This is a genomic window from Desulfomicrobium orale DSM 12838, from assembly GCF_001553625.1.
GTDB classification, from domain to species: domain Bacteria; phylum Desulfobacterota; class Desulfovibrionia; order Desulfovibrionales; family Desulfomicrobiaceae; genus Desulfomicrobium; species Desulfomicrobium orale.
This window is the reverse complement of record NZ_CP014230.1, coordinates 1,207,579-1,232,280: the sequence shown is the minus strand read 5'-3', so window position 1 is coordinate 1,232,280 and position 24,702 is coordinate 1,207,579. Positions and strand designations below refer to the sequence as shown.

The 24,702-nt window shown below is 58.4% G+C and carries 16 protein-coding genes and 1 pseudogene; 4 read left to right on the top strand and 13 right to left on the bottom strand.

Annotated features, from left to right (window positions below; translation table 11 throughout):
• Nucleotides 1-15 precede the first annotated feature (15 nt).
• Genes AXF15_RS13455 through AXF15_RS13445 form a run of 3 tightly spaced genes read right to left on the bottom strand, consistent with a single transcriptional unit; the run spans nucleotide 16 to nucleotide 1,684 of the window.
• Nucleotides 16-615, bottom strand: coding sequence for a DUF4326 domain-containing protein (locus tag AXF15_RS13455; RefSeq protein WP_083517891.1), 600 nt, complete (start codon nucleotides 613-615; stop codon nucleotides 16-18).
• 1 nt (nucleotide 616) lies between these two features.
• Entirely contained in the window at nucleotides 617-1,057 is a 441-nt protein-coding gene (locus AXF15_RS13450) for a DUF488 domain-containing protein (protein ID WP_083517890.1), read from the bottom strand.
• 15 nt (nucleotides 1,058-1,072) lie between these two features.
• On the bottom strand, nucleotides 1,073-1,684 hold the full coding sequence (locus AXF15_RS13445; protein ID WP_083517889.1) for a dual OB domain-containing protein: 612 nt from the start codon (nucleotides 1,682-1,684) through the stop codon (nucleotides 1,073-1,075).
• Between the two features lie 514 nt (nucleotides 1,685-2,198).
• Here AXF15_RS13445 and AXF15_RS05530 point away from each other — a divergent pair.
• Complete coding sequence (locus AXF15_RS05530) at nucleotides 2,199-7,553, top strand: alpha-2-macroglobulin family protein (RefSeq protein WP_066604449.1); 5,355 nt, start codon at nucleotides 2,199-2,201, stop codon at nucleotides 7,551-7,553.
• Nucleotides 7,550-9,931 carry a penicillin-binding protein 1C gene (pbpC, locus tag AXF15_RS05525; RefSeq protein WP_066604447.1) on the top strand — a complete coding sequence of 794 codons (2,382 nt, stop codon included), beginning with the start codon at nucleotides 7,550-7,552 and terminating at the stop codon, nucleotides 9,929-9,931. Before AXF15_RS05530 ends, pbpC begins: the two co-directional genes overlap by 4 nt.
• A 125-nt stretch (nucleotides 9,932-10,056) precedes the next feature.
• On the opposite strand, the gene AXF15_RS05520 is transcribed toward pbpC, so the two are convergent.
• From AXF15_RS05520 to AXF15_RS05500, 5 genes are all read right to left on the bottom strand, one after another.
• Nucleotides 10,057-10,524, bottom strand: coding sequence for a single-stranded DNA-binding protein (locus AXF15_RS05520; protein WP_066604445.1), 468 nt, complete (start codon nucleotides 10,522-10,524; stop codon nucleotides 10,057-10,059).
• A gap of 19 nt (nucleotides 10,525-10,543) precedes the next feature.
• Nucleotides 10,544-10,894, bottom strand: a complete 351-nt coding sequence (locus AXF15_RS05515; protein ID WP_066604442.1) for a hypothetical protein — start codon at nucleotides 10,892-10,894, stop codon at nucleotides 10,544-10,546.
• Nucleotides 10,887-11,540: a biotin/lipoyl attachment domain-containing protein gene (locus AXF15_RS05510; protein WP_066604439.1), complete on the bottom strand. Its 654-nt coding sequence runs from the start codon at nucleotides 11,538-11,540 to the stop codon at nucleotides 10,887-10,889. The genes AXF15_RS05515 and AXF15_RS05510 overlap by 8 nt, the downstream gene beginning before the upstream one ends.
• A gap of 10 nt (nucleotides 11,541-11,550) precedes the next feature.
• Entirely contained in the window at nucleotides 11,551-13,791 is a 2,241-nt protein-coding gene (locus AXF15_RS05505) for a carboxyl transferase domain-containing protein (RefSeq protein ID WP_066604437.1), read from the bottom strand.
• Nucleotides 13,792-13,894: 103 nt separating this feature from the next.
• A complete protein-coding gene (locus tag AXF15_RS05500) occupies nucleotides 13,895-15,322 on the bottom strand; it encodes an ATP-binding protein (protein ID WP_066608698.1) in 1,428 nt (475 codons plus the stop codon).
• Between the two features lie 515 nt (nucleotides 15,323-15,837).
• On the opposite strand from AXF15_RS05500, the gene AXF15_RS05495 reads away from it, so the two are divergent.
• Complete coding sequence (locus AXF15_RS05495) at nucleotides 15,838-16,578, top strand: purine-nucleoside phosphorylase (RefSeq protein WP_151192296.1); 741 nt, start codon at nucleotides 15,838-15,840, stop codon at nucleotides 16,576-16,578.
• 7 nt (nucleotides 16,579-16,585) lie between these two features.
• Nucleotides 16,586-18,199: a response regulator gene (locus tag AXF15_RS05490; RefSeq protein WP_066604436.1), complete on the top strand. Its 1,614-nt coding sequence runs from the start codon at nucleotides 16,586-16,588 to the stop codon at nucleotides 18,197-18,199.
• Between the two features lie 116 nt (nucleotides 18,200-18,315).
• Here AXF15_RS05490 and AXF15_RS05485 read toward each other — a convergent pair whose 3' ends face one another.
• The 5 genes and pseudogenes from AXF15_RS05485 to AXF15_RS05465 form a co-directional block, all read right to left on the bottom strand.
• Nucleotides 18,316-19,080, bottom strand: coding sequence for an enoyl-ACP reductase FabI (locus tag AXF15_RS05485; RefSeq protein ID WP_066604432.1), 765 nt, complete (start codon nucleotides 19,078-19,080; stop codon nucleotides 18,316-18,318).
• A gap of 63 nt (nucleotides 19,081-19,143) precedes the next feature.
• The gene (locus tag AXF15_RS05480; RefSeq protein WP_066604430.1) at nucleotides 19,144-20,043 is read right to left on the bottom strand and encodes a phosphoribosylaminoimidazolesuccinocarboxamide synthase; all 900 of its coding nucleotides are present in this window, start codon (nucleotides 20,041-20,043) and stop codon (nucleotides 19,144-19,146) included.
• A 99-nt stretch (nucleotides 20,044-20,142) separates the two neighbouring features.
• Nucleotides 20,143-21,451, bottom strand: a pseudogene (hisD, locus tag AXF15_RS05475) (histidinol dehydrogenase).
• Between the two features lie 175 nt (nucleotides 21,452-21,626).
• On the bottom strand, nucleotides 21,627-22,931 hold the full coding sequence (locus AXF15_RS05470) for an outer membrane homotrimeric porin (protein WP_066604427.1): 1,305 nt from the start codon (nucleotides 22,929-22,931) through the stop codon (nucleotides 21,627-21,629).
• Between the two features lie 122 nt (nucleotides 22,932-23,053).
• On the bottom strand, nucleotides 23,054-24,682 hold the full coding sequence (locus AXF15_RS05465; RefSeq protein ID WP_066604424.1) for a hypothetical protein: 1,629 nt from the start codon (nucleotides 24,680-24,682) through the stop codon (nucleotides 23,054-23,056).
• Nucleotides 24,683-24,702: the final 20 nt, after the last annotated feature.

The window sequence follows — 24,702 nt, the reverse complement described above, 5'->3', positions numbered from 1 at the left end:
TGACCATAACTCTTGTCATGTTCCATCATCCCAAGAATTCAAGTACTCAGCTAATACATCCCCGTGGCATGGTTCAGGTTTACAAAAACAACCAAGGCGCTTTCCAGAAAGTTTATAGACTTGAGATTTATCTTTGTTTGGAAATTTATCATTATCAAAGTCATATTTATATTTTCGAATAACTTCCTCTCTGTCTTCTCCTTCTTCATATATAGAATACGGATTTCCCCAGTAAGATCCTCGACCAATATATTCATATGAAGGAGTACTTTTTAAATTTTTATATTGTATATCTTTATTTATATTCACAACTCTAGTAATTTTTATATTTATCAATCTAAGTGGAATATTTTCTTTTTTTATAAAATTAGTTTCATCCTTAAATACCTCATTATCATCGAAAATTATCGCATGAGTAAGTCTACAATCCCTCCAATTTTTTTCTTCTATTAGCTTTAATTTATTTTCTTTTGAAAAATTAAAAATAAAATTATTTGAGTCTTTTGGAAAATAAAAAGTTATATTTTCAATCCGCTGTATAATATTCGAAACTTTTCTTGAAAACTTTGCCTCACACTTGAATTCCTCTGGATATAAGATTAGAATATTATTCATTTTAATATAGGTGATTAATTTTAAATATACCATTAAAAGACATATTGACATATTCAGCAGCTAATCTTCGGTGACAATTGATTGGCTCATGTTCACTGCATAACAAACAACTATTTTCGAAAAACTCTGGCAAAATTTTCTTTATTGGTTTTCGTTTTTCAATAAGCTCTAAGTATCGAACTTCATATTTTTCCCAACTTATTCTGTTTTTTTTGTAATCCTCTAATATATCTTTTGTTGGCGCGAACTCAGGAAAATAAAAATATTCTGTCCCACATATCTCATGCAGAAAGAATCTTAAATCATTTTTTTTAGCAAAACCAGCCAATTGAGAATCTGCGTTTAGACGAATATCTATTAATTTAGCTATTTTTGCAGATTTAATTAATCTAAAAAATGTTTCAGCATTTTTTTTTGTAAACCCTATGGTATATATATTCAAAACAATATCCTCTTGTTAAAAAATAGCTACGACTAATTTATAGCAGAAACCTTTATAAACCGACCCCAAGCTGACGCATATCACTTTTGATCTATATTGATTATTTTCATGACTATCAAAATTTGGATCTGTTACAGCAAGATCATAAATATTTTCTTTGTATGTAAATGAGGCTCTCCTTTTGTTATTGATATTTTTATAAAACACCAAGTTATTGACAACTACTAAATATAGAGATTGTATTATTTGAACAAGACCATAGTCAATAGATAAATACTCAACCCTATCACTAGTCCCCCATAGGTCACTAGGATTGTCCAAAAATTGACTCAAGCCTGTATATGGAATATTAAAATTTTGAGTCCACACTGAGTTATCAATAAGATAATTTTCAGGTTGATGCAAAAGAGGGACTTGCCTCAATAATCCTATTGAAATTTTTTGTAATGGTTTGGCAATGAATATTCCATAAGGATTCTGATACGCAACTTGACTCCGACTCAACGCCCCGCCTGTTTCATCTGAAACAGGACGTATCCATTTCTTAGTTGAGACACATTTACCAGCAACACAATGTTTTTTATGTTTAATAGAATTAGCAAGAATTACAATTGTCCTACGAAACATAAGTAATTTATCTATAAATATATATTTTTATCATACAACTAGTTAAATTTTATTCTCATATTAAGAGAATCCAAATTAAACCTATCAAATTCTTCTGCATGTAGAATAGTTACGAGCCCAAAACTCTTTTACAAAAATGCATTTTGTGTTTGTCGTTCTACTTAAAACTAAGCAGATTAAATTTTCCACCACTCCTGTACCGCATAATATTCAACCGTTTTTCTTTTCAGACCAAGACAGTAATATTTCAATCATAGCTAACGTACCTTCGGCTTCTGCCCTAATTTTCGAAAAAAATCCAGTGCCCGTCCCATTTGACCTTCTACCGTGCAAAATCTGCCGACAAAACCGCTGGGAACAAATCCTCCATATCTGAACGCAAAAAAGACACTGTCAATACGTCTACCTCCAATCTCTCATCTTTATCTCTGGACAGCAATCAGGGCTATCCGTTATCGCCGCATTATTATTCACAAATCCACGCCACTTATCTCTCAAACACGCCGAGGTTCGCATGTCTTCCACCGTCAAAAACTGGATCATCGTCCTGCTCTGCCTGGTGATCGCAGGCCAGGCCTGGCTCCTCCGGGACCGTTTCACCAACGCCTTTCAGGAAGGGCCGCGCATCCAGAACGTCACCCTGGACAGTCCCATGCGAACCACCGTCACGGTGGAGTTCAACCGGCCAGCGCCGGAGAGCGCCCTCAAACAGGAGCACCCGGCCGGAATCAAGCCCGAGACGGAAGGGCAGTGGGTCTGGGCAAACCCGTACACCCTGAAATTCCTGAGCCAGACCTCCCTGCCTCTCAACATGGAGTACGAGATTGCTCTGAATCCGGACCTGTTCGGGGAAGACATGCCCGAATCCGCGAGAACGGCCCGCATCCAGACCGGAGAATTCGCCGTGCGGGAGTTCTCCATGAACGAGATGCCCTCTGAAGCCGGGCCGGCCATGGTCGAGCTGGAAGGAAAAATCAGTTTCAACGCTCCGGTGGACCCGCAGAATCTTCTGGACGCCATGCGGCTGACCGAAGCCAACGGGACGGTCATCGACATATTTCTGCAGACTTCCTGGCGCACCAGCAATTTCGTTTTCCGCAGCGCGCCCATCCTCAAGGAAAAAGACGCCCGTACCCTGACACTGCGGCTTGCTCCCGAACTGACCGTGGCGGAAAAAAACCTGTCCCTGGGCCGGGAATTTCTGCGCGGTATGACCGTCGTGCTGGATCCGGTACTGAAGGTGGTCAACCTGACTCCGGACTCCGGGCCGGATCAGTCCCAGATCGCCGTGGAGTTTTCCGCGCCCGTGCAGGCGGACAAGATCCGCGAGTACATGAAGATCACGCCCGATATCCAGGCCGCCGTGTCCACCCACGGCCGGACCGCCACCATCACCGGCCGTCTGGAACCCGGCAAAAAGTATGAAGTGGCCCTGTCCAGAGGACTCACAGCCGCCGACGGAGCCTCGCTGAACGAAAGCTACCGGACTGCCGTGACCATACCGGACCTGCCGCCCGGCGTGGATTTTTCGGCCAAGGGCATGTTCCTGCCCCGCCAGGGGCAGGGACTCATCGGCCTTGAGTACGTCAACACAGACGAACTGGTACTGACCGTAAGCCGGGTTTTCCCCAACAATCTGAGCGCCCTCTTTCAAGACCACGGCTATGCCATCTTCAGCGGCGGCGAGGACGAAAGCTCTGTGCCGTACCATCTGGGTAGCGAAATCTACCGCGAATCCTTTTCGTTGCAGTCCACGCCCAACAAAAAGGAAAAACGCACCATCTCCATGTCCGAACTGGTGCGGGACAACCGGCCGGGCCTGTACAAGCTGAACCTGACCCTGCCTTCGGAATATCAGGGCGCCACGCGCTGGGTGCTGCGCACAAATATCGGCCTCATGGCCAAAGCTTGGGATGGCGGGTACATGATCTGGGCCAATTCCATCGACTCCCTGCGCCCCATGCGCGATCTGGAAGTCGCCCTGATCAGCTCCAAGAACCAGATCCTCGCCTCGGCCCGCACGGACGAGATGGGGCTGGCCCGCTTCTCCCGGCCCGCCGAAAACGACGAAATGGGCTATCCGGCCATGATCGTGGCCTGGGCCAGAGAAGATTTCAGCTTCCTCATGCTGGATCATTTCGGCATCGACACCACGGGACTCGACGTCAGCGGCACATCCGTCAACGCAGCCGGGCTTCAGGCCTATGTCTACGGCAAGCGCGACATCTACCGGCCAGGAGAAACTTTGGATGCGGCCATCCTGATCCGCAACGCCCAGTTGCAGGAGCCGCCGTCGGCGCCCCTGACCCTGGAGCAGAGCGATCCCGAAGGCCGGACGCTGCGCACCCTGAAACTGACCCCGAACCAGGGCATGGCCACCGTGAGCCTGGACATCCCCGACTGGTCACTGACGGGCCGGTATTCCCTGAACGTGATGAGCGGGGGCGAAAGCATCGGCACGTACGCCTATCAGGTGGAGGAATTCATTCCGGACCGGATCAGCGTGGAGATCGCTAAAACGCCCCGGCAGGCCGGTCCGGGCCAGAAGTTCGATTTCAACGTGGTCTCGCATTACCTTTTCGGCCCGCCGGCCGCGAATCTGGCCGTTTCGACCAAAATCCGGCTCATCCACGCCTCCTTCACGCCCAAGGGCTTTGAAGCCTACACATTCGGCGATCCGGGGCGGACTTTCGAGCCCATGCCGCTGCTGGCCACGGATTCCCGGCTGGACGCCGAAGGGCAGGGAAACTTCACCGCGGCCATCCCGGAAAATCTGACCCCGCCTCTGGCCCTGCAGGCGGAAATCACCAGCCGCGTACAGGAGCAGGGCGGACGCGGCGTCACGGCCAGAACGTATGTGCCGGTCCATGCCTACTCTCTGTATCCGGGCATCAAGCAGCCGGAATCCATGGAGTTCGAGCCCCGGAAAAAGGCCGTTTTCGAATTCGTGACCGTCAATGCCGACGGCGTGCAGACCCAGAATCCGGAACTGACCGTGACCCTGTTTCAGGACCGCTGGCAGACGGTCATGCGTAAATCCGACACGGGGGTGGTATATGAATCCGTGCGCAATCCGGTAGAAGTCTCCACCCAGAGTCTGCCCGCCGGGCTGGGCAAGGGCAGCTTCGAGGTGGTGCCCCAGAACTACGGTTCCTACCGGGTGCGCCTGACGGATCCCAAAACCGGCGCCCTGGCCGAGCAGGAATTCTACTGCGGCGGCTGGGGCTACTCCCCGTGGGCGGTCAAGAATCCGGCCCGGCTGGAACTCATTCCGGACAAGGAAGGCTACCGGGGTGGAGAAACCGCTTCCATCCAGCTCCGCGCGCCCTTTGCGGGCAAGGTGCTGGTCTGCGTGGAAGGGCAGGGCGTGAGGCATCACCAGGTTGTGGAGCTAACCGGCAATACCGGACAGGTCAGCATTCCGGTAAGCGAAGCCTGGCAGCCCAATGTCTATGTGACGGCCATTCTGGTCCGCAAAGGTACCGATATCCGGCCCGGCACGCCGGGGCGGGCCTTCGGGGCCATTCCCCTGTTCGTGGACAGCCTGTCCAACAAGATGGCCGTGCGTGTGGACGCTCCCGCCGAAGTACGCCCGCGGACGGATCTGGCCATCAACCTGACGGCCAGGCCCCATTCCAGAGTCACCGTGTCCGTGGTGGACGAAGGCATCCTGCAACTGGCCGGCGGGAAGAATCCCGATCCGTTCGGCTTTTTCTACGCCAAACGGGCCCTTGAGGTGAACAGCCTCGACAGCTTCGCCATGCTCTTCCCGTACCTGTCCGCGGCCAAACCCCTGGCCGGCGGCGGCGACGCCCTGGCAGCGGCTTCGAGCTTCATGCGCACCGAGGGCATCCGCCGGGTCAAGCCCGTAACCTTCTGGTCCGGCGTGCTCACGGCCGACGCCTCCGGGAACATCACCCACAATGTGCGTCTGCCCGACTTCCAGGGCGCCCTGCGCATTGTGGCCGTGGCCAACCAGGGCAAGGCCTTCGGTGTGGGCACGGCCATGACCAGGGTGCGCACACCACTGGTGCTGACGCCCACCCTGCCCCGGTTTCTGGCCTTGGGGGATACGGTGGAGGTGCCTCTGACCGTGCGTAACGACACGCCTTCGGCGGGGCAGTTCCAGCTGAAGGCCACCGTGTCCGGCCCGGCCGCGCTGGGGGATGTCCCTGCGCAGCTGACCCTGGAAACGGGACAGCAGAAAACCGTGTACCTGCCCCTGACCTGCGGCAAGGCCGAAGGCAAAGTGGAAGTGACCCTGACGGCCACGGGCAACGGCGAAACCGCGACCGTCTCCGAAGAACTGGACCAGCGCGCCCCCCTGCCCGTGACCCGCATCATGGAAACAGGCGTCCTCAAGGGCGAATCCGGTCTTGTCAGCGCCGCCGCGCCGGACACGCTGCTGCCGGAAACCGTCAGACGCACGGTGCGCCTGTCCGTTCTGCCGCTCATGCGCTTCTCCGGCCACCTGGACAACCTGCTGGGCTATCCCTACGGCTGCTCCGAGCAGACGGTTTCCAAGGCCTTCCCGCTCCTGTACTTCGGCAGTCTGGCCAAGCAGCTGGCTCCCGGCCGGTTCAGCACCACCGGCCCGGCAGGCCTAGTGCACGTGGCCATCCGCCGCCTGCAGACCATGCAGACATCTTCGGGCGGTTACGGCTACTGGCCGGGCGCGGAGACCGACCCCTGGGTTTCGGCCTATGTCTGCCACTTCCTGCTGGAAGCCATGCAGGCCGGGCATACGGTCCCCGAACGCATGATCAACCGCGGCCTGGGCTATCTGACCAACCTGACCAATCCCCCGGCCGACGCCGCCGGATGGGAAGTCGAACGGGCCGCCTACGCCCTGTACGTGCTGGCCTTGTCCAAAAATCCCAACCTGGGCAGCCAGGACTACCTGCGTGAAACCTTCGGCAAGAATATGAAGGGCGTGTCCCGGACTCTGCTGGCCGGAGCCTACTTCGCCAGCGGCAATCCCGACGCGGGCTTCGAACTGCTGCAAATCAATCCCACCTTCGACGACGGACGGCCCGCCAATGGCGCCAATCTGGGTTCGGGCCTGCGCGACCGGGCCCTGACGGCCCTCATCCTCCAGGCCCAGAGCCCGGACGATCCCCGTCTGGCCGGACTCATAGAGCGCATCAGCGAAGAGCTGGACAAGGGCCGCTGGTATTCCACCCAGGAAACGAGCCTGGCCTTCATGGCTCTGGGCAAGTTCCTCTCCGCCTGGAATGACGACCGGCCCTTTGCCGGAACCCTGGCCTGGCCTGGCCAGACCCGGCCCTTCGAGGAAACCAGAACCTTCACCGCCGAGGGCATCCTTACCTCGGGTGAAATCTCCCTGACCAAAACCCCGGCCGACCGCCAGGTCTTCTTCACGGCCCTCACGGCCGGTGCGCCCAAGACTGAAACGCATCGCCCGCTGGCTCAGGGCCTGGAAGTGGAGCAGACCCTCCTGCGCGAGGACGGACAGCCTCTGGACATGAACAACGTCCGCCAGGGAGAACTCATCGTCATGCGCACCCGCGTGCGCAGCACGTCCGGCAATCTGGACAACGTGGTGGTGCAGAGCCTGCTGCCCGCCGGGCTGGAAGTGGAAAATCCACGCCTGGCCACCACCGAACGGCTGGACTGGATGGAGGACGTCCCCCAGCTGGAAGGCCATCAGGATCTGCGCGATGACCGCATTCTGGTCTTCGCCAGTCTGCGGGGCAACAAATGGGCAACCCGCTACAGCGTGCTCCGGGCGGTGACGCCGGGCGCGTTCACCATGCCGCCCATTCAGGCCGAAGCCATGTATTACCCGGATATCCGCGCCGCCGGCTCCATCGGCACCCTGCGCGTGGTCCGGGACGAACAGCAATGACCCAAAAAGCCGTGGCCCGCGCTCGCCGCGTGGTCACGGCCCTGAGCCTGTTTCTGGTGCTGGCGCTCGTGAGCGCCTTTATCCTGGACAGGCTTTTTCCTTTTCCCGTGGACAGGCTCGAACCCGCGCCGTCCACCCGCGTGCTGGACAGAAACGGCAAGTCTCTGCGCTATTTTCTGGCTCCGGACGGCATGTGGCGCTTTCCCGTGACCCTGGACGAGGTCTCCCCGGATCTGGTCACGGCCCTGATCCACTCCGAAGACCGGCATTTCCGCCATCATCCGGGCGTCAACCCGCTGGCCGTGATCCGCGCCATGTGGAGCAACCTCCGGCACGGACGCGTGGTCAGCGGCGCGTCCACCATTCCCATGCAGGTGGCCCGCATGGCCGACCCGCACCCGCGCACCTTCGGCACCAAGCTGGTGGAAGCCCTGCGCGCCCTGCAACTGAGCGCCCATTACTCCAAGGAACAGATTCTGACCTGGTACGTGAACCTCGCGCCCTTCGGCGGCAACGTGGTGGGGGTGGGGGCCGCTTCGTGGCAGTATTTCGGCAAAAAGCCGGACGCCCTGTCCCTCGGAGAAATAGCTCTTCTTTCAGTGCTGCCGCGCTCGCCCTCGCGCTACAATCCGCTGAAAAATCCCGAGGCGGCCTTGAAGGTGCGCAACCAGGTACTGAAGCGCTTCGCACGAGACGGTGTGTTCAGCGAGGCGCGCATTGCCGAAAGCCAAAGCCGCCCGCTGCTGGCCTCGCGGGCCGCCGTGCCCCAGGCCGCGCCGCATTTCTGCCGCTGGCTGCGTTCCCGTCTGCCGGAACAGGCAGTGCTGCGGAGCAGTCTGGACAAACGGATGCAGGGCATTGTGGAGTCCGCCATTGCAAGTCGCCTGGAGGAGCTGCGCCGCGCGGCCATCGGGTCCGTAGCAGTGGTGGTGCTCCATACCCGCACCCGGGAAATTCTGGCCTATGCGGGTTCGCCCGATTTCTGGGACACGGCCCGCCAGGGGCAGGTGGACAACGCCTTGTCCAGACGCTCTCCTGGCTCCACCCTGAAACCCTTTCTGTACGCCCTGGCCTTCGATCAGGGACACCTTACCCCCGGCTCCATGCTGCTGGACGTGCCCACGGATTTCGGCGGTTACATGCCGGAAAACTACGGTCAGGACTTTCAGGGTCTGATCAGCGCGCGCATGGCCCTGGCCACCTCCCTGAACGTGCCGGCCGCACGCCTTCTGGCCCGGTGCGGACTGGCTCCCTTTCACGACCTGTTGCGGCGGGGCGGCCTGACCACTCTGGACCGGCCTGCCGCCCATTACGGTCTGTCTCTGGCTCTGGGCGGATGCGAAGTGCGTCTGCTGGAACTGGTCAATCTTTACGCCACTCTGGGGGCGGGCGGCGAGTACCGTCCCGTCAGACCGCTGGCAGGAGGGGACCGCCACGGCGGAACGCAGATCATTTCTCCGGAAGCCTCGGCCATGGTGCTCGACATCCTGGCCGCCACCAGACGCCCGGAAATGTCCGATTCCTGGGAATTCACCGTCGGCGCGCCCGCCGTGGCCTGGAAAACCGGCACCTCCTTCGGCCACCGCGATGCCTGGGCCGCGGGCCTGAGCCAGGAACTGGCCATCGGCGTCTGGGCGGGCAACCCCGACGGCTCCCAGTGCAAGAACATTTCCGGGACCCTCCATGCGGGGCCTCTGCTTTTCGATCTGTTCCGGATGCTTTCTCCCGGCACGACCAGCCTGCCCCGGTTCGCCGCCCCGGCCCTGCGCCGGATTCCGGTCTGCGCGTTAAGCGGACACCGGCCCGGCCCGGCCTGCCCCACAACCCTGACCCAGGCCATTGCCGGGGTCACCAGCCTCCCGGTCTGCACCCTGCACAAACGCATCTTCGTGGACCCGGAGACCGGCCTGCGCCTGCACGGCGACTGTCTGCTGAGCCGGACCGCACGGGAGGAAACGGCGCTCATCTGGCCCGCCGAACTGGTCGCCTACCGCATGGCCCAAGGCGCGCCTCTGCCCGGCCTGCCCAAAGTCCATCCCGATTGCCCGGACGTGCCGGAGGAAAAAGGCCCGCTCATCCAGTCCCCGTCGGCCCGCACTCCGTACCTGATCCGGCCCGACGCCCCGCCCGAATTCCAGCGGCTGGCCCTGGTCGCGGCTCCCGGCACCGGAGCGGCCGTGCATTACTGGTATGTGGACGGCCGCTACGTGGGGCACGCCTCGCCGGAAACACCCTGCTTCGTCACCCTGGAGCCAGGCCGCCACAGCGCATCCGTAACCGACGATCTGGGCCGCGGCAGCCAGATTCACTTCGTGGTCCGCGAACTGGCAGATCCCCAGAGAGGGACGGCTCTGCGCGATGCCGCGAGACCCCGGTGACAGAGGGCGGCCTTCAAGAAATCCTTTCCGGCAGGCGCCTTGAAAATAAAAAACGTGGATTTCTTTAGGAAATCCACGCTGAGAAATCGCGCCGAAGCCCGCAGGCTCCGCAGATCATCCGCAAATCAGAACGGCGCGTCGTCCATGCCGCTGGCTTCGGATGGAAACGGCGAGCCCATATCCTCATAGCCCATGTCGGCGTTCTGGCCGGACTGGTTTCTCTGGTACTGAGGCGCGGGAGCGAAGCCGCCTTCGGACTGGCGGGAATCCAGCCCCAGCACCCGGTCCGCCCGGATTTCAGTGGTGGTACGCTCCATGCCTTCCTTGTCCTGCCACTTGCGGGTCTCCAGCTTGCCTTCGATATATACCAGACGCCCTTTGGACAGATAATTTCCACAGAACTCCGCCTGCTTGCCCCAGACCACAATCCGGTGCCATTCGGTTTTTTCCACCTTCTGGCCGTCCTTGCTGGTGTATGTCTCATCCGTGGCTATGGAAAAATTGGCCACGGGCTGCCCGGAAGCGGTGTAGCGCATCTCCGGATCGCGGCCCAGCCGGCCGATCAACAGCACCTTGTTCAGACTTCCCGCCATATCGTCTCCTTTCCCCCGCTCATGGCCGGGGCGTGTTTCGTTCCAGTTCGGTCAGGCCTTCCTCGATGCGGTCGGTGGCTGCATTGGCGGCCTTGGGATCCCAGTCGGCCAAAGCTTCTTCCAGCTTGCGCGCCTGCTCCGTCACTGACGGAAGATACCTCGACAGCGCCTGACGCAGTGTGTCCGATCCTTTTTCAAATTGGAGCATGTCATCCAGGGCCCGGACGAGTTCCATCACGCCCTCCCTCTCGAGGGGAAAGCCCGGCCGGGTTTCCTCGAAGGCCCATTTCCAGAGCAACGGCCATTCCCGGCGCACATCATCTTCCGCATAGGTGTAGGCATACAGCCTGACCTGCAGGACTTTACCCATCGCGCTCCTCCCAGTCGCTCTGCACGCGGGCGACGACTTCCTGAATTTCACTCAGATGGTCTTCGGGACATACGCCGATGAGCGGACTGTCCCGGTCAACGGAATCGTTGGTTTCAAAATAAACCGCATAGATGATGCCCGCCGGGCCCGTGTACCGGACCGCCGTTTCCCGCTTCATCCGGGACAGGATGAACAGATCCATTCCGTCCTCCACCTGCACGGTCTGGCTGCCCTTGGTCTTTATCTTGATGTCCACGTCCGGATAAAAATAATATTTTCCCTTTTCCGGGGCAAGGAAGAGGGAAAGGGAACGCCGCAGGATGCGGGCCACCACCTCGTCCCTGGTCAGAAAATGGCGGATGGTCATGAGTTCCTGTCCGGCCTGCACGAACTGCCCGTTCTGCACTTCCGCCAAGGACATGAGCTCTCCTTTCTGCGGCGCGTGCAGCGGCCGGATACTCTTTTCCCGCTCCAGCCGGGCCAGAAGCGTACCCGGCTTTTCCTTCCAGGTGCCGCCGGGGCCGGTCACTCTGGCGCCGGGCTCGCTGGCCACGAACTCCACCCTGCCGCAGTGCGGGGCGCGGATGACCACCTTCTCGTAGGGTTCCTCCCGCAATTCCCGCAGCAGCTCTTTCACGTCGATCACAGATGGCCTCCTAGCGGTAATACAGATTGCGGCCGCCCATGGTTTGCAGCGACTGCACCAGATTGTTCCGGATTTCCCTGCGGTCCCAGATGCCCTGAACATGTCCGCGCGACAGGGCCTGGAAAGCGTTGTGGTAGTGGGGAGGAATGTCCATGCCCGTAGTTTCCTTGATGACTCCCGGTCCGGCGAACCCGATATTGGCCGACCGCACCGCGAACTGATACGGCGAGCAACCCAGGAAGCTGGCCACCGGGCCTGCGTAGGAGTTGGTATCGTACAGCACCAGATAAAGACCGCCCGCCTCGATGTAGCGGCGTACGGCCATGGTGCAGCGCGGCATCTGGATGACCCCGTTGACGCCTTCCTGAATGCGGATGCCCGCCGTGCCGTGCACATACGAAAGGAAAGGCAGCTGCTTCTTGCGCGCCCGTTCCATGGCCCGGATGAATTTCTCCCCCTCGGCCGCGCCCACGCTGCCGCCGCGAAAGGCCGCCATGAACATGGCCACCATGACGGAAGTGCCTTCGATGCGGGCCTCGAAGGTCATGCATCCGCATTTGTGACCGGTCTTGCGCTTGGCCTCGTCCAGTTTCAGATCGAAACCGTCGAAACTCAGCGGATTGATGGATTCGATTTCGGAGAAGATCTCGTAAATGGAGCCGGGATCGAATATATTGTGCAGATACCACTGATGCTCCATGGGAAAATGATGACCACAGAAACTGCATACCCCGGCCCATTCCCCGAAAAGATCCGGGGCCCACTGGTCCAGGCAGCCGTGTACCGCCGCGTTGGGGCAGGCCACGGCGCGGTCCTTTTTGGCCTGGGGGCTGACATAGCGCCACTGCCCGTTACTCTGGGCGGAGTCGTTCCAGGCCGAAAGAGAAGTCAGCCCCTCCTTGTCCACGTGCCTCTTGTTCGAGCCAAGCGACAATCTGCCCACAAGGCTTTTCCAGAAGCGGGAAGAACGCCCCACAACCACCTGCATTTCCGCCTGCACGTCTTCGGCCAGCTCCGTGACTTTCTTGCGCTGCTTGCCGAACAGATCGTAACGAAAATACGAATACAGGGCCGTCCACATCTCTCCCAGAGACTCGCTGCCCCGGCTGAACCAGTGCCGCTTATCCGTGTAGGCGAACTGGGCCATGCGCCGGTACTTCGTGTAGCGCATCCACAAAAGACGTTCCTTTGCCCTGGAATTAAGGCTCCAGCGCACATACACGTCCGCCCCCTTGTGGCGTTTCAGGGCGATGGAGCGAAAAAGCCGCAGGCCGCTGACGTTCAGCACGATTTCGTCCGTGGACCGGATCACGGCTTTACGCAGTTTACGGAAAAAATCGTAGTGTTCGGGCCGGGCCCCCAGTTCGGGCTCGCTGATTCGCCAGTCCACATAGCCCATGGCCCGGTTGTCGTCAGCCGTGATCTTGAGCTGTCTGGCACAGCGCTCGATCAGCTCCGGCTCGGCGCGCTGCCCGTCGCGCAGACGGCCCTCGATGGCCGCCGCGCCCTCGGGGGAAATGACCGAATAGTATCCGTGGGAGAGCATCATGCGCGTGTCGGCCAGCCCGATGGCCTCGGCGCCGCCGGAACCGCCCTCGGAAATGACGGCTACGATGGGCACCTTGATGCCCGCCATTTCATAGAGATTCTTGGCGATCTGCTGGGCCGCCCCGGGATAATCCTCGATAGGGTAGGAGCCGGGAGTGAAAATATAGGTGTGGATGGGGATGTTCTCCGTCTCCGCGACCTTCATGTAGTGCAGGGCCTTGGCGTTGCCCCAGGGCTTGACCGAGCCGCCGTTCCTGAATTCCTGCCCGTGCCCCTTTTCCTGGCCGATGACCATGACCGCCTGATGATGCAGCTTCTTGCCACGCTTGCGGGTGATGTAGGCCCGGGCGATAAGCATGGCGGGATCGATGCTGTAGTCGTCCTGGCCGCCGATCTCGGTGTAGTTGTCGTAGACGTTTTCCAGAATGTCCTTCAGGCAGATGCGCTGCGGATGGCGGACAATGCGCACCTTGTTCATGGGCGTCAGGTCCCGCTCCAGCTTCTTTTCCAGAAACCGGAACAGTTCTTCCAGGGTCTCCAGCTGCCGGACGGCTTCCTGCTTGTTCAGTTCCGGCACGCGGGAGACGAACTCCCCGAATCTGGTTTCGAGCATGCTCACGTTGCTGTTCTCGTCCGGGGCAAAAATATCCTGAATGTATTTCAGGCGGTCCCGAAGTTCCTGCGTGCGTTTTTCCATATCCATAGGGCGCCGTATGCCTCGCGGGTGTTGATTTTCGCCGGGAAACCGGCTTCGGCTGAATGTCTGAACGGCCGTCAGGAAATGTCGCCCCGAAACGGCAAGTTGTTCAGAAAACCAGAATCTTCTCGGTTTTGCGCTTCAGAAACGCGATGTTGGACTTGAGCGGTTCGCCGCCGGCGTTTTCCCCGGCCAGAGTAAGAGTGTCCAGAAATTCCTGCCCGCGCGCTCTGGCCTCATCCAGGTCCTTGCCCCAGATGATGGCCAGGGCCAGATTGGGATCGAAATCCGTGGGAATCTCGTATTCCCGGTCGCGCGGCACCTGCGTGTGCACGGTCAGCCAGGGCTGCTCGGGCCAGTCGAAAGACGTGATCCGGCCGACCCAGGGGGCGAATCTGTTGTCCGGATCTTCGGCGATGATGCGGTACTCGATGCCCACGCCGCCCAGCCGGATATCCTGCTGCGCGTACCCCAGAGGAGCGCCCAGCCCCACCCGGATCTGCTCGGCGATGAGGTCCACGTCCCCGCGGCCCTTGATGGACGCGATACGGGCCGACACCCCGTTTTCCACCTGGATGCGGGTGTTGACCTCCATCAGAAAGGGCTGTCCCGTGGGACTGACAATCCATTCCCAGGTGCCCACATTGTCGTATCCGGCCTCCCGGGCCATACGCAGGGAATATTCGGTGATGTCCTCGAGAACCTTTTTGGCGTCAAAGGCGTAACGCAGGGAGGACGGATCGAACCCCGGCGCCACTTCGATGCGTTTCTGCCGCCCCAGAGACTGCACCGAGCAGTTGCGGGTGCCGAAATGTACCGGGTTCTGCCCCGTGCGATCGGCCAGAACCTGCACTTCCAGATGGTTGAAGTCGAAAATGCGCTGTTCGATGAGCACGCCTTCGTCCCGGAACTGGCGTTTGGCGTAGTTTTTGATGCGGCGCAGAACACTTCGGAACTTGTCCGGGTCGTCCACTTCCTCGATGCCCATGCCGCCCCCGCCAGCCGAAGCCTTGACCAGAATGACCGGGTTGTTCACGCCCTGCTCCTTCTGAAAGGCAAAAAGGGAGCGGGCGATATCCTCGGCTTCCAGGTCGTCGGTCACGGGCCTGTCGGAGCCGGGCACGGTGGGCACGCCGAGTTTGCGGGCCAGACGTTTGGTGTTGATCTTGTCGCCGAGTTCCCGGATGACCTGCCAGGACGGTCCGATAAAAATGAGCTTGTGTTCGCGCTGGGCCACCCGGCGGGCGAAACGGTAGTCTTCGGCGAAAAAGCCGTATCCGGGATGGATGGCCGTTGCGCCGGAATGATCGGCCACGGCGAAGATTTCATTGGCATCCAGATAGGCGCTGACCCGGTACAGCGAATCTTCGCCTCCCAGGTTTCTGGCCAGAACACAATGCTCGCTGTGCCGGTCCGGTTCGGTGAAGAGCGCCACAAAATCCAGGCCCAGCTTGCGGCAGGCCTGCATGATGCGGATGGCGATCTCACCCCGGTTGGCGATCAATATCTTATGTTTTTTGGATTCGCTGCTTTTCATGCTCAAGCCTTTTCTGAAGATGGATTCGCCAAGAGCCGTTTCCCCCCCCGGAGGATACCGGCCCTGCTCAAGACCGTGGGCAGTACCGCCCAGAGGTGCGCGAAAACAGGCAGGAGAGACAGCGGACCCGGCGGCGCATGACGCAAAAACGGCCAGGGGGCCCCTCCTTTCACTCTCAAGGCGGCGCTTATCTTCTTCGCCGGAAAGGAGCAAGCCTCCGGGGCGGGGTGCGGCCCTGCGGAATTCACGCCCGTCCGGAGTTTGCAATAATCCGAAATACACTGCACAGATGGCGGTGCCCGGACGCCGGACGAAAAGCGAACGTCCCGGAGTTTTTCCCATCCACAACAATTGAAATACTTGTCTTAAAGCCGGCAAAGCCCGCCACCCGCATTTCATTCGTGCACGGCTTGAAGGCCCAGCCCCGGAGGATACATGTCCGACATCCAGTGCCGGACCGGACTCGCGACCGAATGGCTACGCCGCCGTCTTGACACCGCCCCCCCACGGCCCTTGTGCTGGGCAGCGGACTGGACGGCTGGATCGACCCGGCATGGATCCGGCAACGCATTCCCTATGAGGAAATCCCGGGCTTTCCCCAATCGACCGTGAAAGGGCACGCCGGAATGCTCATTCTGGCCGAAATGGGGAAGCGGCATCTGGCCATCCTGTGCGGGCGCTTCCACCTTTACGAGGGCTACAGCGCCCAGGAAATCACCCTGCCCGTGAGGGTCCTGAGGCTGCTCGGGGCCAGACAGCTGATCCTGACCAACGCCGCCGGAGCTCTGAACCCGCTTTTTGCCGCCGGAGGGCTCATGCTCATCACCGACCATATCAACATGACCGGCAAAAATCCCCTCGCCGGCCCCAATGTGGATGTCTGGGGGCCCCGGTTTCCGGACATGTCCCAGACCTACAGCCCGGAACTGCGGGAAAAGGCCATGCGGGCGGCCCTCGTCCGCGGCCAGCGCCTGGAACAGGGCGTGTATATGGGCATAGCCGGGCCAAGTCTTGAAACTCCGGCCGAAACCCGTATGTACCGGGCACTGGGGGCGGACGCCATCGGCATGTCCACGGTGTCCGAAGCCATCGTGGCCCGGCACATGAACATGGACGTGCTGGGCATCTCCTGCCTGACCAACAAAAATCTTCCGGACTGCATGGCCCCCACCTCGTACGAGGAAATCCTGGAGCAGGCCGGCCGTTCCGGCGCGGCTCTGGGCGATTTACTGTGCAACCTCATTCCTCTTCTGTGAGTCCGTCATGACCGACAGCGCGCACATTCTCACCGAAATCCGGGGCAATATCGTCAAACGGGACGCCATCAAGGCCCAACTGGTTCTGGATTATCTGGAAAACGTGGACCAGGCCGTCCGGGAACAGGTCATCGAAGCCTTTGCGTCCGCTCCTCCGGATTTTGCCATATCCATTCTCGCCGCCTTCGCCGAGAAGCGGGCAGATCTGGCCGCCGGCCTTCCACTGGTGCGCGAAGTCCTGGCCATAAAAATCCTGGCCATGCCCGAACTGGTTCCCCGGGCTCTGCGCGCCCCCCAAACTCCAGGCCGCCAGACCATCATCGGCCTGGCCGGAGAGCTTCGCCTGGAAGGTGTTGCCCCGGATCTCATCGAAGTCCTGATGTCCGCCACAGACGTGGACGATATCAGACAGTGCATCGACGTGCTGGGCGATATCGGCGATCCACAGGCCACCAACAGTCTGAGCGACTTTCTCTACTCCGGGAACCGGGCCCTGATCATTTCCGCCATCAAGGCCCTGGGCAAAGTGGGCACACCCACGGCCATGCTCCGTCTGGCCGAAAGAATGGGCACGGACAATCAGCTGGATCTGCTCATTCTGGACATCTTCGCCCGGGTGCAGGACTCCACTGCTCTGGGCAAACTGAACGAGGCCATCCGCTCGCATTTCGCCCACTTACGCACCTACGCCAAGAAGGCCCTGACAGCCATCGGCCCCAAGGCCGTACCCCTGCTGACCGGAAATCTGCTCTTCGACGATCCGGATCTGCAAATTCACACTCTGAACGTGCTGGGCGACATCGGCGACCCTGCGGCCATCGCTCCCATCCGCAAGCTGCTGCACAACCAGCCCGGAAACGCCAATGTGCGCTTCGCCGCCTACGAAGCGCTGGGCCTTCTGCCGCTGGAAAAAGGCGCCTACATCCTGACTCAGGGACTGGCCGACCCTGTGGAGCACGTCTGCATCGCGGCGGCCAAGGCCATTGACAGCAATTTCACCCCCATCATGGCGGCGGGCATCAAAAATCTGACCAGCGGCCAGGACGAAGACGCGCGCCGCATCCTCAAAACGGCCATCGACGCCCAGGCCAGTCACATCTTTCTGACCCTGATCGCCGAAGAACGGATGCGGCCCGTGGCACTGACCTACCTGGGGCAGACCCATCAAGACGTCCGCAGCTTCTTCCATGGCGTACTCCGGGAGAACGGCCACGCCGAACTGGCCCGGGAGCTGCTCAAACCGGCGGATGACGCCCGCGCACGCAAGCGTATCTGTGCGGTGGACGACTCGCGCATGATTCTGAACATCTACAAGACCACGTTGTACGAACTGGGCTTTGAGCCCGTGCTGTTCGAGTTCCCGGCCAGCGCCCTGGAATGGCTGGAGACAGAGCGGCCGGAAATTCTGCTCACGGACCTGAACATGCCCGACATCAACGGCATCGATCTGTGCCGGGCCATCCGGAAAAAGTTTTCCAAAGAACAGCTGCCCGTAGTCATGATCACCACCCAGAACGAGGCCAATGACAACAGGGCCGCGCTGGAAGCGGGAATAAACGATATCATGTACAAGCCCTTCACCAAGGACACGCTGAGCGCCATGCTGCAACGTTTTATCTGACACAGCCCATGGCTCATCCACAGAAGTCGCCCTGAAAGAGCAATCCACGACAACAGAACAAAAAGGCCCGGAGATTCCTCCGGGCCTCGAAACGACAGAGCCGAATTTCCGCGGGCTCAGATACCCATGATATTGTAGCCCGCATCCACGAAGAAGACCTCGCCCGTGATGGATCTGGAGAGTTCCGAAGCCAGAAAGAGCCCGGTCTTGCCGACATCTTCCTGGGTGATGTTGCGGCGCAGAGGGGCACGTTCCGCAATGGTGGCCAGAATGGACCTGAACCCCGAGATGCCGGACGCGGCCAAAGTTTTCAGCGGCCCGGCGCTGATGGCGTTGACCCGGATACCGCGCTCCCCCAAATCCATGGCCAGATAACGCACGCTGGCCTCCAAGGCGGCCTTGGCCACTCCCATCACGTTATAGTTGGAAACGACCTTCTGCGCCCCGTAATAGGTCATAGCCATGACCGAACCGTTGTCATTCAACAGTTTTTCATAGGCTTGGCACAAAGCCACCAGGGAATAGGCCGAAATATCGAGAGCCAGATGAAAGCCCTGACGCGAAGTATCCACATAGCGGCCCTTCAGGTCATCGCGGTTGGCAAAAGCCACGGAATGCACGAGAATGTCAAAACAGCCCCACTTTTCCGCCACCAGCTCGGCGGAACGCGCGATGGCCTCGTCATCGGTCACATCACACTGGAACAGGAAATCGCCTTCTAATCTCTGATGGATGGGTTCCACCCGTTTCCTCAACACCTCACTTCCATAAGACAATGCAATGGACGCGCCGTTATTTTTCAGTTCCCTGGCAATGGCGTAGGCAATGCTTCTGTCGTTAGCCACGCCGAAGATCAGGGCTTTTTTCCCTTGAATGAGCATCAATTTTCTCCGGTTTCAATTTCAGTTTCCGTCCGGGGAAATCTTCCGCACCAGCGGCCGCCGTTACGGCAGTTGCAGGGCGGAACCAGTCAGACGTTCATAAGCTTCCAGATATTTCTTCTGGGTCTCGGCGATAACTTCCTCCGGCAGCGCTGGAGCGGGAGGCGTCATATCCCAGCCCGAGCGTACCAGCCAGTCCCGCAAATACTGTTTGTCAAAGCTGGGCTGAGACTTCCCAGGCGCATACCTGTCCGCAGGCCAGAATCTCGAGGAGTCGGGGGTGAGCACTTCGTCGATAAGCAGAATATCCTTCCCGTTCAGCCCGAATTCAAACTTGGTGTCGGCAATGATGATGCCCCGTTCGGCGGCCATATCCCGTCCCCGGGAATAAATGGCCAGGGAAATATCCTGAATGCGTTTCAGAAGTCCCTCCCCGATCCGGGATCTGGCGTCGGCCAGAGTGATGTTCTCGTCGTGTTTTTCCTGCTCGGCCTTGGTGGACGGCGTGAAAAGAGGCGCAGACAATTTGTCCGAATTCACCAAGCCGGCCGGCAATCTGTGGCCGGACACGGAGCCGCTGGCCACATAATCCTTGTAGCCGGAGCCGGTCAGATAGCCGCGCACGATGCACTCGATGGGAAAAGGCCTAGCCTTGCGCACCAGCACGGCGCGGCCTTCCAGTTCCTGAGCATAAGAGGCGAGTTTGGCCGGAAAATCCCGCACATCCGTGGTCAGCAGATGATTGGGGACCAAATCTTTGAACATGTCCATCCAAAAAATGGTGATCTGGTTCAGCACAACGCCTTTGTATGGAAGCGGCTCATTCATGATCACATCGAACGCGGACATGCGGTCCGTGGTCACAATGAGCAGGGTCTGCGGATCAATCTCGTAGATATCTCTGACCTTTCCACGGGAAAGCAGAGGATACTCGCGAATATGCGTTTTGGTGACGACTTGCATAAGTTCTCCGTTAAAAGGCGGCTGAAAGTGCTCCCCGACTCTACCGCAAAGTCCGCGTCTTTGTGCTTTCCCATTCCACAAATCCGCAGAGAAAGTTGATCATTCTGTGGACAGGCGCTGTTCCACGCTGCGGGCATGAGCCTCCAGACCCTCCAGGCGGGCCAGTCGGGCGATTTTCTCGCCATGCAGCGAGAGATAATTCCGATCCGTAGCCAACAGGCTCGTCTTCTTGCAGAAGGTTTCCACGGACAAGGCCGAAGAAAATCTGGCCGTGGCCAAGGTCGGCAGCACGTGATTCGGTCCGGCAAAATAATCGCCCACGGGTTCCGGTGTATGATGCCCCAGAAATACCGCTCCGGCGTTTCTGATCCGACCTGTCCAGGCCCATGGGTCAGCAACACTCAGTTCGAAATGCTCCGGCGCCAGAAGGTTCACCAGCCCCATGCCTGCCTCAAGGTCGGCGACATGTATCAACGCGCTCCAGTTTTTCAGCGCATCAGCGGCAATACCCTTGCGCGGCAGTGTTCCCATCTGCCGGGACAATTCTGCCCGGACTTTTCCCAGAAGGCCCTCATCCGGCGAAATAAGCAGGCTGGAGGCCAAGGGGTCATGCTCCGCCTGGGAGAGCATGTCCGCAGCCAACCACGCCGGATCGGCGGTACCATCGGCCAGAATGGCAATCTCACTGGGGCCCGCGATCATATCGATGCCCACCTGACCGGCCACCAGCCGTTTGGCCGTGGTCACAAAAATATTGCCCGGCCCGGCGATGACATCCACCCGGGGATAGTCTCCGTTCCATAGGCCAAGGCGGCGACAGCCCAGGCCGATCCGCACAGATAGACATGTTCGATGCCCAAAATGGCGGCAGTAGCCAAAATATAGGGGTTCAGTGTCCCGTCTCTGCGGGGCGGGCTGACCACATGGATATTCGGAACTCCTGCCACCTGCGCCGGAATGGCGTTCATGAGCAGGCTGGAAATAAGCGGCGTTTCTCCCCCCTGGCCCCCGGCACATAGAGACCGGCGCGCTCCACAGGCAGGACCAGTTGCCCCAGAGTCACGCCGGGAGAGGGCATGGTCATCCAGGAATTCTGCTTCTGGTGTTCGTGGAATTCCCGGATGTTTCGGGCCGCTTCGGAAATAATGGCCATATCTCCGGCAGAAATATTGTGACGGGCCTGCTCGATATGCGCGGCGGGAACCCGCAGAGCGTCAGGGCCTAAGTCCGGACAATCAAAACGGCGGGTGTAGTCCATCACCGCCTGATCGCCACGCGAACGTACCTGCGCGATGATATCCCGTACCCGCTCTTCCACTCCATCGGCAGCAATATCGCGGGAGGCAAGCCAGACCCGGATTTCTTCTCCGGAAGTGGCCGATGTATGAGAAATGAAACGAATGGGCATGCCGATCCTCGAAATAAGGAAATGAACAACAGGGGGTATCTATGTCCCGACAGGCCGGAAAGTCAAACCATACCCGAGATTCCAGCCATCCGGCTGTCCGAACCAGAAAACAAAACGGGCCGGAGTTTTGCAGCTCCGGCCCGGATGGCGTCAGGCGACAATACCTTGGCCTGATTTAGAACTTGTACTGGAAGCCGATGGTACCGAAGTAGGAAGGATCTTCGCCCTTCACATCCTTCAGGTGCGGAGCCAGGAAGCCCAGCTCGTTGATGGCGGCCAAGTTCTCATAAATCATATACTTGTTCACGAGGTACACTTCCCAAGCGGAGTCCTTGGTATCGAAGGAAACGCCGGCGTTCTTGTCGGAAGTACCCTGAGCGTACACGACCATCAGGCGATGGGACAGGTTTTCCACGAAAGTAATGTCGTTCAGGTCCAGACCGACGGTCCACAGGCCGGTACCGTCGCTGACGGGGCCATAGGCGTCGGAGAAGAAGGAATCATAGCCGGTGTTGAAAGCGCGCACGCCACCGATATAAGGAGTCACGCCCCAGCCTTCGGCCAGAGTCGGCAGGAAGGTCTGCTTGTCGGCCTTTGCATCGTCAACCCCAGTACCGTAGGTGCTGAACAGAGTGGCGGTCAGCATGTCAAACTTGTAGGAAGCGGCCAGAGCGGCATACCAGCCCTTGGTCTTCATGTCCTTGTCATCAGTGCGACCCTGACCATAGATGACGTCAGCGGCAAAAGTCAGCGGGTCAAGAACTTTTATTTCAGCATTGAGGCCCAGCCACCATGCGGTAGCGTCGTCATTGATGGCGAAGTTGGAACCTACTCCACCACTGCCCGCCGGAGCGGCAGTATTCTTGCCCGCCCAAGCGTACGCAAAGTAAGGGGTGATGTCCAAAGCATCCGTCGTTACAGGCACGGCCAGAAAAGCCATGTCCAGATCGTCCTTGTCTTTGCCGGAAGCATCAAAGTTGTCGGAGCCATCGACGCCGCGGGTATAGGCCACGGTCACACCGACCATGTCGTTGATGGGGGCGCTGACCATCAGAGCGGCAGCATCATCATCGAAGATGGGATTGCCGAACACACTGGGCAGAGCCACTTCCTGCAGACCGGCCTTCACGTTGACCTGAGTGTCGGGGAAGTTGAAGTCCAGATAGGCGTGCTTGATTTCAATCTCACCCTTACCATCTGTTCCCCAGTCGGCGCCGCCCTGGCCCCAGACATGATCCATTTCCAAGCCCAGAACCGCTTTCAGGTTCTCATGGGCCAGGAACGTAAAGTAGGTGCGCATACGCTGGGTAGTAGCGTAGTTGTCGGCATCGGGCACATCCGAATTGAAATCATTCAGGTTCGCGGACCAGATGCCATATACGTCCAAATTGCCTTTCACCTTCAGCTCGGTGGCGGAAGCGCTGGAAGCGACGCCGAAGCACAGAGCCGCCAACAGGGCTACAAAAGCAAAACGTTTCATGGATTCTTCCTCCTTTTGCGTTGATAGAACAAACCTTCTGACGCCTGGGAAGGCCAGTACGACAAGGGCAGTTAAAAAAGCAAGCTTTTTCTACTGTGAAATTCCCAAAAATTCAATTTTTTTTACTGCAAAATCTGCGGCCCTGCGGTGGAACCCTGCCCCAAATCCAGAGGGTAAGCCATTATGGTCGCCCTGCGCTCCTTTGTACCAGTCAGTCCTGTATGGGAATTGACGCAGACAATCAGGTCCAGCACGCCGTCGTTATCCAGATCGGTCAGGGCGTAATCCGTGACAGTACCCTTGATGCGCGCCGTCTTCCACTGCAGGGACATACCCACGCCATCCCAGTACAGGCAGTGGATCTCTCCCTGAGGATAGTCCCGATACCTGGAAAAAAACTGCGCCGAAACGGAGATATTCCGGCTGATGACCAGCTCAAACCTGTTATCTCTGTCCAGATTGGACGAAATCCCCCGCAGCGGGATGTACACCATGTCCAAGGGCTCGCTGCTGCCGTCGGGCTGCTTCATACCCAAGGGAGCCGAATGATACTCGATGCCCAAAGATGAACCGGCGTATGTCTCCTCTGTACTGGCGAGCAGGTTGCCCGCGGAGTTGTACACACGCATGCGGTCGTAATCATCGATCATGACGACCTGATAATCTCCTTCAGCAGGCAGAAAGGTCACGTTGAAGACGTTGCCGCCCATAGGCAAAGACACGCTTGGGCCGGGTGTATATTTGCCTCCCGACCTGATCATCTGATGAATCTTGCTGTCCAGGTACTTGATTCTGCCCACGCCCTGACCGACCAGTGTGGGGGCAAAGGCCGGGGGCATGTTCAGCACCCCGAGAAAATAAGGGATACTGTCTTCCTGGACGAAAAACTTTCCGCCATCGAAGCCCACGATGAGCGAACGGGGCTCTTTTTTCAGGGCTGCCGAAACAATCAGTTCATGCCGTCCGTTGCGGCCCAGATCCATACTGTTCAGACGGACATAATTACGTCCCTTGGGCAGAACCATCTCAGCGATCTGCACCATCTGTCTGTTTTCCACACGAAAGGCCAGCAGGTGTGAGGCCGTCATCAGAAAAACCTCATTTTTGCCGTCGCCGTCGCCATCGCACACCACCATGCCCCGAGAGGCAAAAGGCAAGGACTGACTGCGCCAGCGTCCCATGGAGGCATCCGTGTCCTCGTATTTGATGGACGGATTGGCATAGATCGCCCCGGCCTGGCTTTCGTTGACGATAAGTCCTTGATTCATGGGCCGGACCACGGGTTTCTGGTCGGAGACTTCGGCCTTGCCAGAAACCTGGGCGCTGATATCCGCCGCTACGGTTTCCAGGGATGGAATGACCTCGTTCAAGGTCGTCCGCATGGGGTGAGGCCGGTTCGCGCCCGAGGGGTCAAGCACATTCACATCCAGAGAACACTCCTGGCCCATGATGGTCAGCGCGCCCCAGATCAGATAGTCCGCCTTCAGGGACTGACGAAGTTTTTCGGCGGCGGCGGCATCGGCCGGAAGAGTCTTCACGGCCTTCTTCACGGTTCCGGCATCCAGAGGCACAAAATTTTCCGGCCGGGTCAGACGGGCGCTCAGCATGCTCTGAACTCCCTGGCTCAGATATTGGTATTCCTGCGGACCATGCACGCCGAAGGGCAGCACCGCAAAGGTCCGGGGGCCTTCGGCCAGGGCCGGGACGGCGCACAGAAGCAGCAAAATGGCGGCGAGAAGTTGCTTGAACATTGTCCCCTCCGGGAATACAA

What these genes read in the sequence shown, in the direction of transcription:
- AXF15_RS13455 (WP_083517891.1), bottom strand. Translation starts at nt 615, where the DNA reads ATGAATAATATTCTAATCTTATATCCAGAGGAATTCAAGTGTGAGGCA.
- AXF15_RS13445 (WP_083517889.1), bottom strand. Translation starts at nt 1,684, where the DNA reads ATGTTTCGTAGGACAATTGTAATTCTTGCTAATTCTATTAAACATAAA.
- AXF15_RS05530 (WP_066604449.1), top strand. Translation starts at nt 2,199, where the DNA reads ATGTCTTCCACCGTCAAAAACTGGATCATCGTCCTGCTCTGCCTGGTG.
- pbpC (WP_066604447.1), top strand. Translation starts at nt 7,550, where the DNA reads ATGACCCAAAAAGCCGTGGCCCGCGCTCGCCGCGTGGTCACGGCCCTG.
- AXF15_RS05520 (WP_066604445.1), bottom strand. Translation starts at nt 10,524, where the DNA reads ATGGCGGGAAGTCTGAACAAGGTGCTGTTGATCGGCCGGCTGGGCCGC.
- AXF15_RS05515 (WP_066604442.1), bottom strand. Translation starts at nt 10,894, where the DNA reads ATGGGTAAAGTCCTGCAGGTCAGGCTGTATGCCTACACCTATGCGGAA.
- AXF15_RS05505 (WP_066604437.1), bottom strand. Translation starts at nt 13,791, where the DNA reads ATGGATATGGAAAAACGCACGCAGGAACTTCGGGACCGCCTGAAATAC.
- AXF15_RS05500 (WP_066608698.1), bottom strand. Translation starts at nt 15,322, where the DNA reads ATGAAAAGCAGCGAATCCAAAAAACATAAGATATTGATCGCCAACCGG.
- AXF15_RS05490 (WP_066604436.1), top strand. Translation starts at nt 16,586, where the DNA reads ATGACCGACAGCGCGCACATTCTCACCGAAATCCGGGGCAATATCGTC.
- AXF15_RS05485 (WP_066604432.1), bottom strand. Translation starts at nt 19,080, where the DNA reads ATGCTCATTCAAGGGAAAAAAGCCCTGATCTTCGGCGTGGCTAACGAC.
- AXF15_RS05480 (WP_066604430.1), bottom strand. Translation starts at nt 20,043, where the DNA reads ATGCAAGTCGTCACCAAAACGCATATTCGCGAGTATCCTCTGCTTTCC.
- AXF15_RS05470 (WP_066604427.1), bottom strand. Translation starts at nt 22,931, where the DNA reads ATGAAACGTTTTGCTTTTGTAGCCCTGTTGGCGGCTCTGTGCTTCGGC.
- AXF15_RS05465 (WP_066604424.1), bottom strand. Translation starts at nt 24,682, where the DNA reads ATGTTCAAGCAACTTCTCGCCGCCATTTTGCTGCTTCTGTGCGCCGTC.